Annotated in this window: 18 protein-coding genes and 1 tRNA gene; 14 read left to right on the top strand and 5 right to left on the bottom strand. The window is 70.1% G+C overall.

The genetic code is table 11. The features are described 5' to 3' along the window. The first annotated feature begins 12 nt into the window (after positions 1 to 12). From G537_RS0129140 to G537_RS0129150, 3 genes are all read left to right on the top strand, one after another. A complete protein-coding gene (locus tag G537_RS0129140) occupies positions 13 to 357 on the top strand; it encodes a proton-translocating transhydrogenase family protein (protein WP_064742239.1) in 345 nt (114 codons plus the stop codon). Positions 358 to 399: 42 nt separating this feature from the next. Next, positions 400 to 1,794, top strand: a complete 1,395-nt coding sequence (locus tag G537_RS0129145) for an NAD(P)(+) transhydrogenase (Re/Si-specific) subunit beta (protein ID WP_026873068.1) — start codon at positions 400 to 402, stop codon at positions 1,792 to 1,794. A 71-nt stretch (positions 1,795 to 1,865) separates the two neighbouring features. Then, positions 1,866 to 2,399: a cupin domain-containing protein gene (locus tag G537_RS0129150; protein ID WP_034853442.1), complete on the top strand. Its 534-nt coding sequence runs from the start codon at positions 1,866 to 1,868 to the stop codon at positions 2,397 to 2,399. Between the two features lie 7 nt (positions 2,400 to 2,406). Here the strand turns inward: G537_RS0129150 and ypfJ are convergent, their stop codons facing one another. Beyond that, on the bottom strand, positions 2,407 to 3,255 hold the full coding sequence (gene ypfJ, locus G537_RS0129155) for a KPN_02809 family neutral zinc metallopeptidase (RefSeq protein ID WP_026873070.1): 849 nt from the start codon (positions 3,253 to 3,255) through the stop codon (positions 2,407 to 2,409). A gap of 160 nt (positions 3,256 to 3,415) precedes the next feature. Here ypfJ and G537_RS42495 point away from each other — a divergent pair, with 160 nt between their 5' ends. From G537_RS42495 to G537_RS0129175, 4 genes are all read left to right on the top strand, one after another. Continuing rightward, complete coding sequence (locus tag G537_RS42495; RefSeq protein ID WP_051249284.1) at positions 3,416 to 4,573, top strand: trypsin-like serine peptidase; 1,158 nt, start codon at positions 3,416 to 3,418, stop codon at positions 4,571 to 4,573. Positions 4,574 to 4,576: 3 nt separating this feature from the next. Beyond that, the gene (locus G537_RS40605) at positions 4,577 to 5,827 is read left to right on the top strand and encodes a trypsin-like serine peptidase (RefSeq protein WP_051249285.1); all 1,251 of its coding nucleotides are present in this window, start codon (positions 4,577 to 4,579) and stop codon (positions 5,825 to 5,827) included. 72 nt (positions 5,828 to 5,899) lie between these two features. Beyond that, positions 5,900 to 7,042: an ATP phosphoribosyltransferase regulatory subunit gene (locus G537_RS0129170; protein ID WP_026873071.1), complete on the top strand. Its 1,143-nt coding sequence runs from the start codon at positions 5,900 to 5,902 to the stop codon at positions 7,040 to 7,042. A 24-nt stretch (positions 7,043 to 7,066) separates the two neighbouring features. Then, positions 7,067 to 8,359: an adenylosuccinate synthase gene (locus tag G537_RS0129175; RefSeq protein WP_026873072.1), complete on the top strand. Its 1,293-nt coding sequence runs from the start codon at positions 7,067 to 7,069 to the stop codon at positions 8,357 to 8,359. 142 nt (positions 8,360 to 8,501) lie between these two features. On the opposite strand, the gene G537_RS0129180 is transcribed toward G537_RS0129175, so the two are convergent. Next, positions 8,502 to 9,656, bottom strand: coding sequence for a PQQ-dependent sugar dehydrogenase (locus tag G537_RS0129180; protein ID WP_245579160.1), 1,155 nt, complete (start codon positions 9,654 to 9,656; stop codon positions 8,502 to 8,504). Between the two features lie 118 nt (positions 9,657 to 9,774). Between G537_RS0129180 and G537_RS0129185 the strand changes: the two genes are divergently transcribed. Continuing rightward, on the top strand, positions 9,775 to 10,368 hold the full coding sequence (locus G537_RS0129185) for a phosphoribosyltransferase family protein (RefSeq protein ID WP_051249286.1): 594 nt from the start codon (positions 9,775 to 9,777) through the stop codon (positions 10,366 to 10,368). Between the two features lie 61 nt (positions 10,369 to 10,429). Here G537_RS0129185 and rpoH read toward each other — a convergent pair whose 3' ends face one another. Further along, positions 10,430 to 11,314 carry an RNA polymerase sigma factor RpoH gene (rpoH, locus tag G537_RS0129190; protein WP_026873075.1) on the bottom strand — a complete coding sequence of 295 codons (885 nt, stop codon included), beginning with the start codon at positions 11,312 to 11,314 and terminating at the stop codon, positions 10,430 to 10,432. An 83-nt stretch (positions 11,315 to 11,397) separates the two neighbouring features. Beyond that, positions 11,398 to 12,384 (bottom strand): RluA family pseudouridine synthase, encoded by a 987-nt coding sequence (locus tag G537_RS0129195; RefSeq protein WP_051249287.1) that lies wholly within the window; start codon positions 12,382 to 12,384, stop codon positions 11,398 to 11,400. Here G537_RS0129195 and G537_RS40610 point away from each other — a divergent pair. The 6 genes from G537_RS40610 (at position 12,363) to G537_RS0129225 (ending at position 16,748) form a co-directional block, all read left to right on the top strand. After that, a complete protein-coding gene (locus tag G537_RS40610; RefSeq protein ID WP_211230549.1) occupies positions 12,363 to 12,698 on the top strand; it encodes a hypothetical protein in 336 nt (111 codons plus the stop codon). The two genes, G537_RS0129195 and G537_RS40610, sit on opposite strands and share 22 nt — an antisense overlap. 27 nt (positions 12,699 to 12,725) lie before the next feature. Further along, on the top strand, positions 12,726 to 13,787 hold the full coding sequence (locus tag G537_RS40615) for a threonine aldolase family protein (protein WP_342665241.1): 1,062 nt from the start codon (positions 12,726 to 12,728) through the stop codon (positions 13,785 to 13,787). Between the two features lie 70 nt (positions 13,788 to 13,857). Then, a tRNA-Glu gene (locus tag G537_RS0129210) sits at positions 13,858 to 13,933 on the top strand. Positions 13,934 to 14,588: 655 nt separating this feature from the next. Beyond that, a complete protein-coding gene (locus tag G537_RS42500) occupies positions 14,589 to 15,320 on the top strand; it encodes a response regulator transcription factor (protein WP_051249289.1) in 732 nt (243 codons plus the stop codon). A gap of 200 nt (positions 15,321 to 15,520) precedes the next feature. Continuing rightward, positions 15,521 to 15,889 carry a ribbon-helix-helix domain-containing protein gene (locus tag G537_RS40625; protein WP_245579161.1) on the top strand — a complete coding sequence of 123 codons (369 nt, stop codon included), beginning with the start codon at positions 15,521 to 15,523 and terminating at the stop codon, positions 15,887 to 15,889. A gap of 184 nt (positions 15,890 to 16,073) precedes the next feature. Continuing rightward, positions 16,074 to 16,748: a hypothetical protein gene (locus G537_RS0129225; protein WP_155888830.1), complete on the top strand. Its 675-nt coding sequence runs from the start codon at positions 16,074 to 16,076 to the stop codon at positions 16,746 to 16,748. A gap of 12 nt (positions 16,749 to 16,760) precedes the next feature. Here G537_RS0129225 and G537_RS0129230 read toward each other — a convergent pair. After that, positions 16,761 to 17,099 (bottom strand): transposase (locus tag G537_RS0129230; RefSeq protein ID WP_026873078.1); only part of this gene is annotated, 339 nt, incomplete at its 5' end.

Here is a 17,099-nt window from a genome sequence, read left to right on the forward strand (position 1 = left end):
GCGGCGCGGGGGCTGGCCGACCAGGCCCAGGCGCTGGCGGCGCAGGCGCAGGCGGCGACGGTGCCGGCGGGGGAGCACGGCTTCTTCCTGACCGGGCTGACGGTGTTCGTGCTGGCCTGCTTCGTCGGCTACTACGTGGTGTGGCGGGTGACCCCGGCCTTGCACTCGCCCTTGATGAGCGTGACCAACGCGATCTCCTCGGTGATCGTGGTCGGGGCGCTGATCGCGGCGGGTCCGGCGGTGGTCGGGACGTCGAGCCTGCTCGGGGCGCTGGCGGTGCTGCTGGCCTCGGTGAACATCTTCGGTGGCTTCCTGGTCACCCGGCGGATGCTGGCGATGTACCGGAAGAAGGGCTGAGACGGCCCGTACAGGCGACAATCAGAGAAGGCGGGGGACGCGATGACGAGCCTGGCGGTGCTGGCGTATCTGGTGGCGGCGGTGTGCTTCATCATGGCGCTGCGGGGGCTGTCGAGCCCGGAGACGAGCCGGCAGGGGAACTGGTACGGGATCGCCGGCATGGCGATCGCGGTGGCGACGACCTTGATCCTGCTGCCGCAGGTGCGGAACTACTGGCTGATCGTGCCGGCGATCGCGCTCGGCGGCGGCATCGGCTGGGTGGTGGCGCAGCGGATCCAGATGACGGCCTTGCCGCAGCTGGTGGCGGCGTTCCACAGCCTGGTCGGGCTGGCGGCGGTGTGCGTGGCGGCGGCGGCGTTCCTCGACCCCGAGGCCTATGCCATCGGCACGCCCGGGGCGATCCATGTCGGCAGCCTGATCGAGATGGCGCTGGGGGCGGCGATCGGGGCGATCACCTTCACCGGGTCCCTCGTGGCCTTCGCCAAGCTGCAGGGGCTGGTCTCGGGCAAGCCCTTGGTGTTCCCGTTCCAGCACCCGCTGAACGCGGGGCTCGGGCTCCTGATCGTGCTGCTGATCATCTGGATGTGCGCCGGGCAGTCGGGGGCGGCGTTCCTGCTGCTGATCCTCATCGCCCTGGCCTTGGGGTTCCTGCTGATCCTGCCGATCGGCGGGGCGGACATGCCGGTGGTGGTGTCGATGCTGAACAGCTACTCCGGCTGGGCCGCGGCCGGCATCGGCTTCACCCTGCAGAACAACCTCCTGATCGTGACCGGGGCGCTGGTCGGGTCGTCGGGCGCGATCCTCAGCTACATCATGTGCAAGGGGATGAACCGGTCGATCGTCAACGTGATCCTGGGCGGCTTCGGCGGCGAGGCCAACGCCGCCGCAGGGGGCGGCGCCGCGGGCGACCGGGCGGTGAAGCAGGGGTCGGCGGAGGACGCGGCCTTCGTGATGAAGAACGCGCGCTCGGTGATCATCGTGCCGGGCTACGGCATGGCGGTGGCGCAGGCGCAGCATGCTCTTCGGGAGATGTCGGACCTGCTGAAGAAGGAGGGGGTGGAGGTGCGCTACGCCATCCACCCGGTGGCGGGCCGCATGCCGGGGCACATGAACGTGCTGCTGGCCGAGGCCAACGTGCCCTATGACGAGGTGTTCGAGCTGGAGGAGATCAACCGCGACTTCGCCCAGGCCGACGTGGCCTTCGTGATCGGGGCGAACGACGTGACCAACCCGGCGGCGAAAACGGACCCGGCGAGCCCGATCTACGGCATGCCGATCCTCGATGTGGAGAACGCCAAGACGGTGCTGTTCGTCAAGCGCTCCATGGCCTCCGGCTATGCCGGCGTCGAGAACGAGCTGTTCTTCCGCGACAACACCCTCATGCTCTTCGGCGACGCAAAGAAAATGTGCGAGGACATCGCGAAGAGCCTGGCGTAGAGCTCACGCCGGGCCTTGCCGCGCGACGTCGCCGGGCCAGACTCCTTGGGCAGCAGCCGAGGAGTCTGGCCATGACCGAAGCCGATCTGGGCGTCGAGGCCCATTACTTCGAGGATGGCGGCACCGTGCCGAACAACCCGGCCCTGCCGCTTCTGGTCTACCGCCAGGTCAGCGGGCTCGGCCTCGGCGACATGGCGACGGCGATCGAGGCGCGCTTCGCCCGGAACGGCTGGGGCAATGGCTGGCGCAACGGCATCTACCCGTTCCACCATTTCCACAGCAACGCGCATGAGGTGCTGGGTCTGGCCAGCGGCCGCGCCAAGGTGCGGTTCGGCGGCGCCTCCGGCGTCTCGCTCGAGCTCATGGCCGGGGACGTGGTGGTGATCCCGGCCGGGGTCGGGCACAAGAGCGAGGAGGCGAGCACGGATCTGCTGGTGATCGGCGCCTACCCGCCGGGCGCCGAGCCGGACATGGTCAGCGAAGGCGAGGAGGTCGGCCGCACTGTCCGCGAGCAGATCGGCGCCGTGCCGGTGCCTGCGACCGACCCGGTGCTGGGCGCCGACGGGCCGCTGGTGAAGATCTGGCGCGAGGCCAAGGCCGGGTGAAACCGACCTACAGCGCCTGCGCCGAGAAGGTGTCGCAGGTGGTCGGGTTGCCGCTGTCGTAGCCGCGGCGGAACCAGCGCACCCGCTGCTCGGCGCTGCCATGGGTGAAGCTGTCGGGCACGACATAGCCCTGGGACCGCTTCTGCAGCGTATCGTCGCCGACCGCGGCCGCGGCCTGCATCGCCGCCTCGATGTCGCCCGGCTCGATGAACCGGCTCTGCTGGTCGCCGCGCTTGGCCCAGACGCCGGCGAAGCAGTCGGCCTGCAGCTCGACCCGCACCGACAGCTCGTTGCCGTCGACGCCACCGCGGCTGCGCAGCGCGTTCACCTTGTCCATGATGCCGAGCAGGTTCTGCACGTGGTGGCCGACCTCGTGCGCCACGACATAGGCCTCGGCGAATTCGCCCGGCGCGCCGAAGCGGCGGCCCAGCTCGTCGAAGAAGGCGGTGTCGATATAGACCATCTGGTCCGCCGGGCAGTAGAACGGCCCCATCGCCGCGTCGGCGAAGCCGCAGGCGGAGCGGGTGGCGCCGCTGAACCGGACCAGCTTCGGCGGCGCATAGCGGCTGCCGGCCTCCTGGAAGACGGCGCCCCAGGTGTCCTCGGTGCTACCGAGCACGGCGGCGAGGAACTGGGACATCTCGTCCTGCGCGCCGGGGGCGGAGGTGGTTTCCGTCTGGGTTGAGCCCGGGCCGGTGTCGACCTGCTGCAGCAGCGCCGAGGGGTCGACGCCGAAGAACAGCGCCAGCAGCACGATCACGATCGCGCCGATGCCGCCCACGCCGCCGACCGCGGCCGGGCGCATGCCGCGCCGGTCCTCGACATTGCTGCTGCGCCTCAGATCCTGCCACCGCATGGCTGTTCTCTCCCCTGATCGCGCAGCCGGAAACCCGCCGCCGCCCGTCCGGTTCCCATCCTAAGATACGGGGCCCGTTTGCGCGATCCGCCATCGTTTCGCCGCGCTGTTCCGACTAGGATACCGGATCGTCTCGCTCGGATGGTCTCTCGGTCCCGGCATGCCCGTTCCGATCTCGCGCCTGCTGGCGGCCTGGATGGTCCTCTGCCTCTGCGGCGGCGTGCCCGTCATCGCCCTTGCCGGCGGGGCCAAGCCCGGCCCGAACAGCTGCCGCTGGGCCTTCGACGACCGCTGCGACGAACCCGGGATCGGCACCGGCGACTGTGCCCGCGGCACCGACACCGCGGATTGCCGGGCGGTGCGGGCCGGCGGCAACGACAGCTGCCGCTGGGCGGAGGACCGCAGCTGCGACGAGCCGGACATCGGCACGGGGATCTGCGCCGACGGCACCGATGCGTCCGACTGCCGGCCGCTCTATGCCCGGCGCAACCGCGACAACAGCTGCGCCAGCGCCTTCGACGACATCTGCGACGAGCCTGGCACCGGCACCGGCCGCTGCACCGCCCGGACCGACACCGCCGACTGCCTGGGCCGCGACACGCCGGCCGGGATCCGCGACCATTTCTTCGGCCACGACCACCGCCGCCTGGCCGCGGTCGACCGCATGCCGTGGAGCGCCATCGGCGAGCTGAGCTTCGACCGCGGCTCTTGCTCCGGCACCATGGTCGGCCGGCGGGTGGTGCTGACCGCCGCCCACTGCTTCATCCGCGACGATGACACGCTGGACAAGCCGCGCCGCTTCCGCGCCGGCCTCGCCGGGACCAGCCGGGTGGCCGAGGCCGGCGTGGCCGGCTTCTTCCTGCCGCCCGGCTTCCGCGAGGGGCGCCGGCACGGCGGCGAATCCTGGTACAATCTCGACTGGGCGCTGGTCGAGCTCGATGCCGACATCGGCGCCGTCACCGGCTTCATGTCGGTGCACCGCCTGAAGCCGGAGGACCGCGCCGAGATCGCCGCCGGGCGCTGGGTCCGGGTGATGCAGGGGGGCTATGCCTGGGATGCGCCGGACCGGATGACCGAGCATGTCGGCTGCCGCATCGTCTCGCTGCGCGAGGACGGCACGCTGCTACACGACTGCGACATGACCAAGGGCGACAGCGGCTCCCCGATCTTCATCAAGCGGCTTGGCGGCTATGCCGTGGTGGCGGTGGTCAGCCGCTTCTACGGCGGCGATGGCGGCGGGCGCTCGGCCTATCTCGCGGTCGACAGCCGGGCCTTCGAGACGGCGGTGGCGAAATACGTCGCCACCCACGGCGGCTGAGGGATGAAGGGCCTGGCCGTCGCCGTGGCGCTCGCCGTGCCGGCCCTGGTCGGCCTCGCCGGGCCGGCCGCCGCGGACGATTCCTGCCGCTGGGCCCGCGACGGGCAATGCGACGAGCAGCGCTTCGGCGGCTCCGGCGAATGCGCCGCCGATACCGACGATGCCGACTGTGCCGGCTTCAAGACCGGCGACAACAGCTGCCGCTGGGCCTTCGACGGCCAGTGCGACGAGCCCGGCATCGGCACCGGCGAATGCGACGCCGGCCACGACAGCACGGATTGCCGGCCGCTGCGCGCGGGCGGCGGCGACAGCTGCTACTGGTCGCGCGACGGCGCCTGCGACGAGCCCGGGATCGGCACCGGCGTCTGCCCGGACGGCACCGATCTCGCCGACTGCCGGCCGTTCTATGCCCGGCGCAACCACATCAACAGCTGCGCCAGCGCCTTCGACGACGTCTGCGACGAGCCGGGCATCGGCACCGGGCGCTGCGACGCGCGCAGCGACACCGCCGACTGCCTGGGCCGCGACACCGTTCCCGGCATCCGCGACCATTTCTTCGGCCATGACGACCGCCGCATGGTCCGGCCCGACCGGATGCCGTGGACCGCGATCGGCGAGATCAGCTTCGACAGCGGCGGCACCTGCACCGGCACGCTGGTCGGCCGGCGGGTGGTGCTGACCGCGGCCCACTGCTTCTTCCGCGACGACGGCCGGCGCGACGAGCCGCTCGGCTTCCGCGCCGGCCGGGACGGCGACGAGGCGGTGGCGGAGGCCGGTATCGTCTCGGTCCGGCTGGCGCCGGACTACCGCGCCGATGCGGATGAGGAGGAGGGCCGGGGCACCGCCTTCGGCTCGGACTGGGCCTTCGTCCTGCTCGACGCCCCGATCGGCGACGCGGCCGGCACCATGGCGGTGCACCGGCTGACCGCCGAGGACGAGGCGCGGATCGCGACCGGACGCTGGGTGCCGCTGGTCCAGGCGGGCTACGCCTGGGACGCGCCCGACCGGATGACGGCGCATAGCGGCTGCCGCGCCCTGGCCCTGCGCCGCGACAACACGCTGAAGCACGATTGCGACATGACCAAGGGCGACAGCGGCGGCCCGATCTTCATGAAGGAGGCCGGCGGCTACGCCGTCATCGCCGTGGTCACCCGCTTCTTCCAGGACGGCGGGGCGGACAACGCCTATCTCGCCGTCGACAGCCGCGCCTTCGCCGACGCGCTGAGGGAATACCTGGCCGCGCATGGGGGATGAGCGCGGGACGAGGGGAAGGGGCCGCCTTCGTCGTTGCGCCGGGGGCAGGAAGGCCCTAGCGTGCGGCACGTCATGACCGACGCACCCAACGCCGCCCTTCTTCCTGAAGGCTTCTACGACGTCCTTCCGCCCGACGCGGCGCAGGAAGCGGCGGTGATCGAACGCATGATGGCGGTGCTGGGCGGCCACGGCTACGACCGGGTCAAGCCGCCGCTGGTCGAGTTCGAGGACACGCTGCTCTCCGGCGTCGGCGCCAGCGTGGCGCGGCACACCTTCCGGCTGATGGACCCGATGGGCAGCCGCATGCTGGGCCTGCGCGCCGACATGACGGTGCAGGTCGCCCGCATCGCCCGCTCCCGCCTGGCCGCAGCGCCGCGGCCGCTGCGCCTGGCCTATGCCGGCCAGGTGCTGCAGGTGCGCGGCACCCAGCTGCGGCCGGAACGGCAGTTCGCCCAGGTCGGCGCCGAGCTGATCGGCGGCGCCCAGCCGGCGGCGGATGCCGAGGCGGCGCTCTTGGCCGTCGAGGCGCTGCAGGCGGTCGGTGTCGACCGGCTGGCGCTGGACCTGACCGAGCCGACCCTGGTGCCGGCGCTGCTCGGCGCCCTCGGGGTGGAGGGCGAGGCCGGCACGGCGCTGCGCCACGCGCTCGACCGCAAGGACGCCGCCGCCGTCGCCCAGCTCGGCGGCGCCGCGGCCGCGGCGCTGGGCGGGCTGCTCGCCGCCTCCGGCCCGGCCGATGCGGCGCTGGCCGCGCTGTCCGGCATCGAGCTGCCTGATGTGACCCGGCCGATCCTGGACCGCCTCTCCGAGGTGGTGCGGCTGATCCGCGCCTCCGCGCCGGATCTCATGGTGACGGTCGACTTCGTCGAGCATCGCGGCTTCGAGTACCACACCGGCGTCGCCTTCACCCTGTTCGCCCGCAACGCGCGCGGCGAGGTCGGCCGCGGCGGCCGCTACCGCGCCAATGGCGCCGAGGGCGAGGAGGCGACCGGCTTCACCCTGTTCATGGACACGGTGCTGCGCGCGGCCGCGCCGCCGCAGCCGCCGCGCCGGGTGTTCCTGCCGCGCGGCACCGCGCCGGGCGAGGGCGCCGCGCTGCGCGCCCAGGGCTATGTCACCATCGCCGGGCTGGAGCCCGGCGCCGATCCTCTCGTCGAGGCGCGCCGCCTCGGCTGCGGCTGGGTCCTGCGGGACGGCCGTCTCGACGAGATCTGAGACTTAGTAGCACGAGGTATTCCGATGGCGAATGTGGCCGTGGTCGGCGCCCAGTGGGGTGACGAGGGCAAGGGCAAGATCGTCGACTGGCTGTCCAGCCGCGCCGATGTCGTGGTGCGGTTCCAGGGCGGCCACAATGCCGGCCACACGCTCGTGATCGGCAACAAGGTGCTGAAGCTGTCGCTGCTGCCGTCGGGCATCGTCCGGCCGGGCAAGCTCGGCATCATCGGCAACGGCGTGGTGGTCGACCCCTGGGCGCTGCTCGACGAGATCGAGCGGATCCGCGCCCAGGACGTGGAGGTCGGCCCGGAGAACCTGCTGCTGGCCGAGAACGCGGCACTGATCCTGCCGGTGCACGGCGCGCTCGACCGCGCCCGCGAGGCGGCGCGCGGCGAGGGCAAGATCGGCACCACCGGCCGCGGCATCGGCCCGGCCTATGAGGACAAGACCGGCCGCCGCGCCATCCGCGCCTGCGACCTGGCCGACGACGCGGCGCTGCCGGGCAAGGTCGAGACCCTGCTGGCGCACCATAACGCGCTGCTGCGCGCGCTGGGGGCGGAGGAGGTGGATCCGGCCGACCTGCTGGCCCAGCTGCGCGAGGTGGCGCCGAAGATCCTGCCCTATGTCGGCGTGGTGTGGGACCGGCTGGACGCGCTGAAGCGCGAGGGCAAGCGCATCCTGTTCGAGGGCGCCCAGGGCGCGATGCTGGACATCGATCACGGCACCTATCCCTTCGTCACCTCCTCCAACACCGTGGCCGGGCAGGCGGCCGCCGGCTCCGGCATGGGGCCGAAGGGCGTCGGCTATGTGCTGGGCATCACCAAGGCCTATACCACCCGCGTCGGCTCCGGCCCGTTCCCGACCGAGCAGGCCAACGAGATCGGCCGCCGTCTGGGCGAGCGCGGGCACGAGTTCGGCACCGTGACCGGCCGGCCGCGGCGCTGCGGCTGGTTCGACGCGGTGATGGTGCGGCAGGCGGTGAAGACCGGCGGCATCGACGGCATCGCGCTGACCAAGCTGGACGTGCTGGACGGCTTCAAGACGCTGAAGATCTGCATCGGCTACGAGCTCGACGGCGAGGTGCTGCACCACTTCCCCGCCGGCCAGACGGCGCAGGCCAGCGCCAAGCCGGTGTACGAGGAATGGGACGGCTGGGAGGAGAGCACCAAGGGCGCCCGCTCCTGGGCCGACCTGCCGCCGACCGCGATCAAGTACATCCGCCGGATCGAGGAGCTGATCGAGGCGCCGGTGGCGCTGCTGTCGACCAGCCCGGAGCGCGACGACACGATCCTGGTCCGCGATCCGTTCGCGGACTGAGGCCGGGCCGCCCCTCGCCGTCATTGCGAGCGCAGCGAAGCAATCCAGGGCTGCAAGAGCGGAGGCATGGATTGCTTCGTCGGCTTCGCCTCCTCGCAATGACGGGTTAGGGAAGGAGAGGATGGCGCGGCCGTCCTCGCGCCTACCCCGCCGGCCCGACGCGCAGGATCTCGCCGTCGCTCTCGTCGGTGAGGAGATAGAGCGCGCCGTCCGGGCCCTGCGTCACCTGGCGGATGCGCAAGGCCAGATCCTCCAGCAGGTCCTCCGACCCGGTGATCCGGTCGCCGTCGCGCTCGAGCCGCACCAGCTTGGGGATGGCGAGGCCGCCGACGAAGATATCGCCGCGCCAGCCCGGCATCGCGTTGGCGGTGTAGAAGGCCATGCCAGAGACGCCGATCGACGGTGTCCATTGATGGATCGGCCCGACCATGCCCGGCGCCTCCCGCTTGCCGGTGCCGACCGGGCTGCCGTTGTAGTTGACGCCATGGGAGACGACCGGCCAGCCGTAGTTCTTGCCGGCCTCGGGGATGTTGATCTCGTCGCCGCCGCGCGGCCCGTGCTCGTTGATCCACAGCACGCCGGTGTCGGGATCCAGCGCCGCGCCCTGGATGTTGCGGTGGCCATAGGACCAGATCTCCGGCAGCGCGTCCTTGCGGCCGGCGAAGGGGTTGTCCTCGGGCACCGAGCCGTCCGGCCAGATCCGGATCAGCTTGCCGAGATGCGAGTCCAGCTGCTGGGCCTGGTCCCGGAATCGCGCATGCGACCGCTCGCCGAGGGTGATGAAGAGATGGCCCTGGCGGTCGAAGACGAGGCGTGAGCCGAAATGCATCGAACTGTCGAGCTTCGGCTTCTGCGAGAAGATCACCTCGACCCCGGTCAGCCGCGTCCCGTCCTCGCTCAGCCGGCCGCGCGCCACGGCGGTGGAGTTGCCGCCCCGGCCTTCCTCGGAGTAGCTGAGATAGACCATGCGGCTCTGGACGAAGGACGGGTCGACGGCGACGTCCAGCAGCCCGCCCTGGCCGCCGACATCCACCTCCGGCACCCCGGCCAGCGGCTCGGAGACCCTGCCGTTGCCGATCAGGCGGAGATTGCCGTCGCGCTCCGTCACCAGCATCCGGCCGTCGGGCAGAAAGGCCAGACCCCAGGGATGGCTCAGCCCGTCGACGATGGTCTGGACGCGGATCCGGCCCTTCTCGGTGTCGTAGGTGGCGTCGACCGCGGCGGCGTCCGTCGCGGAGGCCAGCAGGGCTGCGGCGGCGAGGGCAGGGGCGGCGAAGGCGGGGATGGGCATGCGCATCGGGCAGGGCTCCTCGTCTCGGTGTCCGTCCGGTTGAAATGGGGGGCTGGGGATCGCAGACAACACTTCGATGCGAAGCGGTTCGCGGACATCATGACGCGGCTGGGAGGGCGGGCGGATGACGGAGACGATCGAACAGGCGCTGCTGCAGGCTGTTTCCGCCGAGCGCGGGCATTTCCGCTACGAATCGGGCCATCACGGCGACCTCTGGCTCGATCTCGACCCGCTGTTCCTCGATGCCGCCCGGATGCGCGGCTGGGCCGCGGCGCTGGCCGGCCGGGCGGCGCCGCTGGGGGCGGAGATCGTCTGCGGCCCGCTGACCGGCGGCGCCTTCCTGGCCCAGCTCATCGCGGCCGAGCTCGGCCTCGGCTTCGTCCATGCCGAGCGCCGGATGGACGGCGGCGCGGTCCAGTACTGCATCCCGGCGCCGCTGGCGGCCGCGGTGGCCGGGCGGCGGGTGCTGGTGGCCGATGACGCGATCAACGCCGGCTCGGCGCTCGGCCTGACGCTCGCGGCGCTGAAGCGCCACGGCGCCGTGCCGACCGGCATCGCCTGCCTGATGACGCTCGGCGAGGCGGCGGGCCGGATCGCCGCGGAGCACGGCGTACCGCTCCTGGCCCTGGCGGCGCTGCAGCGCGGCATCTGGCGGCCGGAGGACTGCCCGCTCTGCGCGGCCGGGGTGCCGCTCATGGACCGGGTGCCGAAGGGCTGAGGGGAAAACGAAAACGGCCGGAGCGGGGCTCCGGCCGTTCGGCTTCAACACGATCCCGCGATCAGTGGGCCAGCTTGGCCTCGACCGCGGCGTTGCGGATCGCCTTCTGCAGCTTCTCGAAGGCGCGCACCTCGATCTGGCGCACCCGCTCGCGGCTGATGCCGTATTCCTGGCTCAGATCCTCGAGCGTGGTCGGCTCGTCGCGCAGGCGACGCTCGCTCAGGATGCGGCGCTCGCGGTCGTTCAGATGCGCCATCGCGTCCTTCAAGAGCTGCCGGCGCTTGCCCAGCTCCTGCCGGTCGGCCAGCAGCGCCTCCTGGCTCTCGCGCTCGTCGACCAGCCAATCCTGCCACTCGCCCTCGCCGTCGACGCGCAGCGGCGCGTTCAGCGAATGGTCCGGCGCGGCCAAGCGGCGGTTCATCGAGATCACGTCCTGCTCCGGCACCGACAGCTCGGTGGCGATCTTCGTCACCGTCTCCGGCTTCAGGTCGCCTTCCTCGATCGCCTGCAACTGGCCCTTCAGCTTGCGCAGGTTGAAGAACAGCTTCTTCTGCGCCGCCGTGGTGCCCATCTTCACCAGCGACCAGCTGTGCAGGATATATTCCTGGATGGCGGCGCGGATCCACCACATGGCGTAGGTGGCCAGGCGGAAGCCGCGGTCCGGGTCGAACCGCTTCACCGCCTGCATCATGCCGACATTGCCCTCGGAGATCAGCTCCGAGATCGGCAGGCCGTAGCCGCGGTAGCCCATCGCGATCTTGGCGACCAGCCGCAGATGGCTGGTGACCAGGCGATGCGCCGCCTCGGTGTCGCCATGCTCCCGCCATGCCTTGGCGAGCATGTACTCCTCCTGCGGCTCCAGCATCGGAAACTGACGGATTTCCTGCAGGTACCGGCTCAGGTTGGATTCGGCGCCCACGACGGGCATGGTCGACGCTTGTGCCATAGATCTTGCTCCCTCTCCGGCGCCACGCCCTAGGGCTGGCGCCCTCCGGGTTCTTCACCCGGACACAGTCATAATACCCGACTTCAGCAGTCAGGTATACGGTCTTCCCCCGCGAGGGAGACGAGCAAATGTCGCATGTCTCCCGGAAGCGGCCTCGTGAATTCGAGTTCACGTTGATCCGCCGGATGGCGGAAGCGCAGCTTCGCCGCATGCAGCGCCTGCCGCGGAAAGCTGCGGGCCGTTTCGTTTCCGATGGCCGAGCGCGGGCGTCGGCCATAGACCGGATCGCCGATCAGCGGATGGCCGATCGAGGTCATATGCACGCGGATCTGATGCGTCCGTCCGGTGTCCAGCGTGCAGGCGACCAGGCTGGCCTCCGGCCCGGCCGGGCGCAGCACCCGGTAGTGGGTCCGCGCCGGCTTGCCGCCGTTTCTAACGAGGGCCATGCGCTGCCGGTTCCGCGGGTCGCGGCCGATCGCGCCCTCGATCGTGCCCGCCGACGGGGTCGGCCGGCCCCAGACCAGGGCGAGATAGGTGCGCGACAGGGTGCGGTCCGCGAACTGGGCCGACAGCGCCTTGTGCGCCGCGTCGGTCTTGGCCACCACCATCAGCCCGCTGGTCTCCTTGTCCAGCCGGTGGACGATGCCCGGACGGGCGACGCCGCCGATGCCGGAGAGCTGCCCGCCGCAATGGGCGAGGAGCGCGTTGACCAGGGTGCCATCGGGATTGCCGGCCGCGGGGTGGACCACCAGTCCGGCCGGCTTGTCGATGACGATGAGATGGGAATCCTCGTACACGATATCAAGCCCGATGGCCTGGGGTTCGGGCTCGGCCGGGACCGGCGGCGGCACGCGGATCTCGAAGCGCTGGCCGGGTTTGACCTTGACCGAGGCGTCTTCTACTGTCCGGTCGCCCTCCCGCACGCAGCCCGCGGCGATCAGCGCCTGCAGCCGCGACCGAGACAGGTCCGGCACCGCGGCGGCCAGGGCGCGGTCCAGCCGCTGGCCGGCGGCGTCCGGGCCGATGACGACGGGAATGGGAGTGGTCGGTGCGTCTGGAAGCTGGGACATTGCGGGCGGTGAAGATAACCGTTTGGGCGATGCTTGTGGTCATCATCCTGCTCACCGCCGTCGTCGTCGGGGAATTGGGCCGCCGGTTCTTCGTCCCGGGCTCCGCCCCGGCGCCGACCACCGCTGCTCCCGCCACGGCGCCGACGACCGCCGCCGCACCGTCCGCGCTGCCCGCCGGCAGCCGCATCACCAGCATCACCGCGATCGGCGATCGCGCAGTGATGTTGATCACACTGCCCGGCGGCGGGCAGGAGCTGCGCAGCGTCGACCCGCGCACCGGCGCCGCCGCGACCCTTCTGACCACCACCCCCTGACAGGCCGCCCGAGCGGAAGGAATCGGCATGACCGACGTGATCAACCTCGCCAGCGACAATGTCGCCGGCGCCGCGCCCGAGATCCTGGCGGCGATTGCTCGCGCCGCCGAGGGCCGCGCGCCGTCCTACGGCGCCGACACGACCACCCGCCGGCTGGAGGAGCGGCTGTCGGAGGTGTTCGAGCGCCGCGTCGCCGCCTTCCCGGTGCCGACCGGCACCGCGGCCAACGCCCTGGCGCTCGCCACCTTCACTCCGCCCTACGGCGCGGTGCTGTGCCATCGCGAGGCGCATGTCGCGGTCGACGAATGCGGCGCGCCGGAATTCTACACCCACGGCGCCAAGCTGATGCTGGCCGAAGGCGACCACGGCAAGCTGACCCCGGCGACGCTGCAGGCCGTCTTCCCGGCGGATTGGCGCGGCGACGTGCATCGCAGCCAGCCGGCGATGCTCAGCCTGTCGCAGGCGACCGAGGCCGGCACCGTCTACAGCCCGGCAGAGATCGGCGCGCTGGCCGAGACGGCGCGGCGCTGGGGCCTGGCGGTGCACATGGACGGCTCGCGCTTCGCCAATGCGCTGGCGGCGCAGGGCTGCTCCCCGGCCGAGCTGACCTGGAAGGCGGGGATCGACGTGCTGTCCTTCGGCGGCACCAAGAACGGCTGCGTCATGGCCGAGGCGGTGGTGTTCTTCGACCCGGACCGCGCGGCGGACTTCGCCTTCCGCCGCAAGCGCGCCGGGCACCTCCTGTCGAAGATGCGATTCGTCTCGGCCCAGCTCGAGGCCTATCTGGCCGACGGGCTGTGGCTGCGCCTGGCGCGCAACGCCAACACCCGCGCCCGGCAGCTGGCCGAGGGGCTGCGGCAGCTGCCCGGGGTGGAGCTGGTGCATCCGGTCGAGGCGAACGAGGTGTTCGTGCGCCTGCCCGCGGCGCTGGCCGAAGGGCTGAAACGGCAGGGCGTGGTCGCGGCGCATTGGGAGGGCGAGGTCTGGCGCTTCGTCGCCGCCTTCGACACCGATTCCGTGACGGTGGAGGCGGCGCTGGAGCGGGCGCGGGCCTGCCTCGCGCCGGGCGCCGCGGCGGTCGCGGGATAAGCGCAGCGGAAAGTTACGAAAACTGCTTGCGTCGGCGCGCCGGCTCCCCTATATCCGGGCCCGCGCCTCAGTCCCCTTCGTCTAGAGGCCTAGGACACCGCCCTCTCACGGCGGCAACACGGGTTCGAATCCCGTAGGGGACGCCAAGCCTTTTCGGGCTTGGGCGGAAATCCAACGCAGAGCGACGCCTCCCACGCCAAAAAACGGTATAGACGGCTTGAGCCGGCCCGGGTGCGAGCCGGATTCTCGTCATTCATCAGCATTTCGGGTCCTCATTGGCCTTGTCGAGGGCGGGGATCCAAATCCGAAGACGCAGGTCTGGATCGCTCGTCCGAGCTGCTGAGGCATTAGCTTGAATGGTGGTCTGCTCAGTTGGCGCTCTGCTGCGCGAAGTCGAGGAGGGCAGGGGGTGCATAATAAATTATGCGTGCATCATCCGAAAGCAGTATCTTTCATTCGCGATAGATTTGCATAAAATCCTCTGTACTGGGGAGGCCAACGTCATTTTGGATATTCGATCCTAGCGCTGATGGCTGCTCGGATCGAACAACCTGTTCTTGGCAACGCGGCGGCTCGATCCTTGTCCGGACGAGTCTCTGTTCTCGGTCGCGCGCCTTTCTGACCGGCCTGCAATTCCGGGTCGGTTGGCGGGCCAGCAACTCTGGAGGAGGGGACATGCATGCGTTTCGCAGCGGACCGTCGCGCCCCGACGGATCCCCCGTGCCGGCGGCTTCGTCGCCCCGAATAGCGGAGACTGGGGAGTTTCGGAAGGATTGGTCCAGCCGTCGTCAACAGGCGGCCATGTCCGCGGATCAACCCATCGGTCTCATCGCGATCATCGAGCGCCGCGCTCTCGCTCGAGAGACCTTGAGCGCGGCCTTCTCGTTGGCGGATCGGCGGTATCACAGCCGTTCCTTCGCCGATCTCGGGGAATGGCTGGCCGATCCCGACTGCATCTCGACGACAGTGCTTCTGTTGAACATTGACGCTCTGGACGGAGGCGAATTCGAGGCCGCTTCGGAGATTCGATCGATCGCGTGGGATAATCCCGAGGTCCGGGTGGTGGCGTTCGGGGAACGCGAGGACGCGCGATTTGTGGCGGAGATCCTGGAAGGCGGCGCTCGCGGATATATTCCGACGAGCGTCGGCCTGGGTGTGGCTGTCCAAGCCGTGTCTCTCGTGATGGCGGGTGGCGTCTTCGTTCCGGTGTCCACGGTCCGGCGTTCCGCCGTGGCGGACCGGGAGCCCCCTGTCGTTGACGCCTGGTCCGGGCTGACGGAAAGGCAGTTTGCCGTCGCCGAGGCGATGGCCCGCGGCACGCCGAGCAAAATCATCGCTTATCAACTGGGGCTTTCGGAGAGCACGGTGAAGATCCATATCCGCGGCATCATGCGGAAGCTCGCGGCCCGAAACCGGACAGAAGCAGCATTCAAGCTGCATCAGGCTCGATCCCGCGCATGCAGCCCGTCAGATAGGCGTGCCGAGCAAGGGGATGTCCGCCCGAATTGTCCTGATCGGGCCGCACGTGCCTGATGGGCGGCACGACCACAAATCGCCGTCGCAGCCGGAGAGCAGTGCGACCAGGCGCAGAACCAATGGTGCAGCCGGCTCATGGAATTGTCATGAGGTGAGCCGCCTGCCCAGGGAAGTCGGACTTCGAATCACGACATTGAGGCGCCGCTTGACGTTGGATCGACTACAGCGGAAGGGGTAATCCGTCACCCCAAATGGCGATGAAAGAGACCGAATTCCAAGATTCTGCGCCTCTTGTGATTGGGCAATACTGCAGTCCCTTTTTGAAGGCGGCGAAGGCGATGGGGCGATCCACGAAGTTTCGCTTGATAAATCCTCTGGATCATCGCACCCGCAACGTCACGATCGGTGGAAACCGCACCAGCATCCGGCTGGAACAGCAATTCTGGAGCGGGTTGGAGGAGATCGCGACGCGGGAGGGCATTACCGTGAATGTCCTCGTGTCCCGGATACGTGCTTCGCAACGAGGTGACGGCAGCTTGTCCAGTGCGGTGCGCGTTTTCATCCAGGCCTACTTCTTCGCGCTGGCGCACAACCGTCGTCCGGTGGTCCCGAAGGGTTACGTCTAGAGGCCCCCGGTCTGCACTTGGATGGCGTCTCGGTCCGACGCGGAACGAGACGGCGCCGCCGGTTTGCCGGCTTCCTCGGAGTATATTCTTGCTCTGAAGAGAGACCGTATCCCCTGGCGGGATGGGCGGGCTCACCCAATCGCCGAATTGCGCGGCCGCAACGCGCGACGGAGACTTGGCGATCATGGCCCGTCCCGTCCTCCGTCACCGATTGTACCGGATTGCCGAGACACCGTTGCGCGCCGGGGGGCGTTCCGTCGTTTGGACCGTCATGATCGTGGCCATTGCCGCAAGCCCCGTCGACCGGATGCAGGCGCAGATCCTGCTCGAACCGCCGCCGCCGTCGCAGGAGCCGGCCCGCCCGCCGGGGAGGCCGACACCGACCTATCCGCTGGTCAAGCCGGGGCTGCCGCCACCGGAACGCGGCCTCGGACAGCCGGCGCAGCCGCCGATCGTCGAGCCTCCCGCCCCGGTCGCCATCCGGGTGCGGCAAAGCAAGACGCATCCGAACGGGATGACCATCTCGGTCGATACCGTGAACTTCCTGCCCTCCAGCATTGTCATCACGGTCGAGATCTTCAATCCGGCCGACGAGCGACGCCGGCTCAACTCCCGCGACAGTCTGCTCCTGACCGATGATCGCGGCCGGATCTATCCCTTCCTGCCGCCGCCGGACAATCCGGATCTGCAGATCCAGCCGCGGTCGCGCGTCGTCGGCCGGCTGGTGTTCCTTGGGGCCGTCGATTGGCAGGCGCGGGTGTTGCGCCTGTCGATCAACCATCCGCTCGGAAGCCCGACGGATCGCATGACCTCGACGCCCTTGTTCCAGTTCAGCCTGCCGGCGGAGCCGCGGTCCTAGAGCATTTTCCGATCAGTCGCGGTCATATCCGGCAGCAGTAAAGTAGTTCTGGCAATCGTCAGGTGTGAAGGCGTCGACGGCCAGTGCGATCGCCTGCCAGAGGTCGTCGACGGTCCTGGGGGCGAGCTTCTTGAGGAAGGCCTTGAGTTTGGAGAAGGCCATCTCGATCGGGTTGAAGTCTGGGCTATAGGCCGGCAGGAAGCGCAGCTTGGCGCCGGTGCCTTCGATGGCGCTGCGCACGGCAGCAGGTTTGTGGGCGGGCAGGTTGTCCATGACGACGATGTCGCCCGGGTTCAGCGTCGGGACCAGGACCTGCTCGACATAGGCCAGGAAGGCGGGGCCGTGCATGGC

This window comes from Inquilinus limosus DSM 16000 (genome assembly GCF_000423185.1).
GTDB classification, from domain to species: domain Bacteria; phylum Pseudomonadota; class Alphaproteobacteria; order DSM-16000; family Inquilinaceae; genus Inquilinus; species Inquilinus limosus.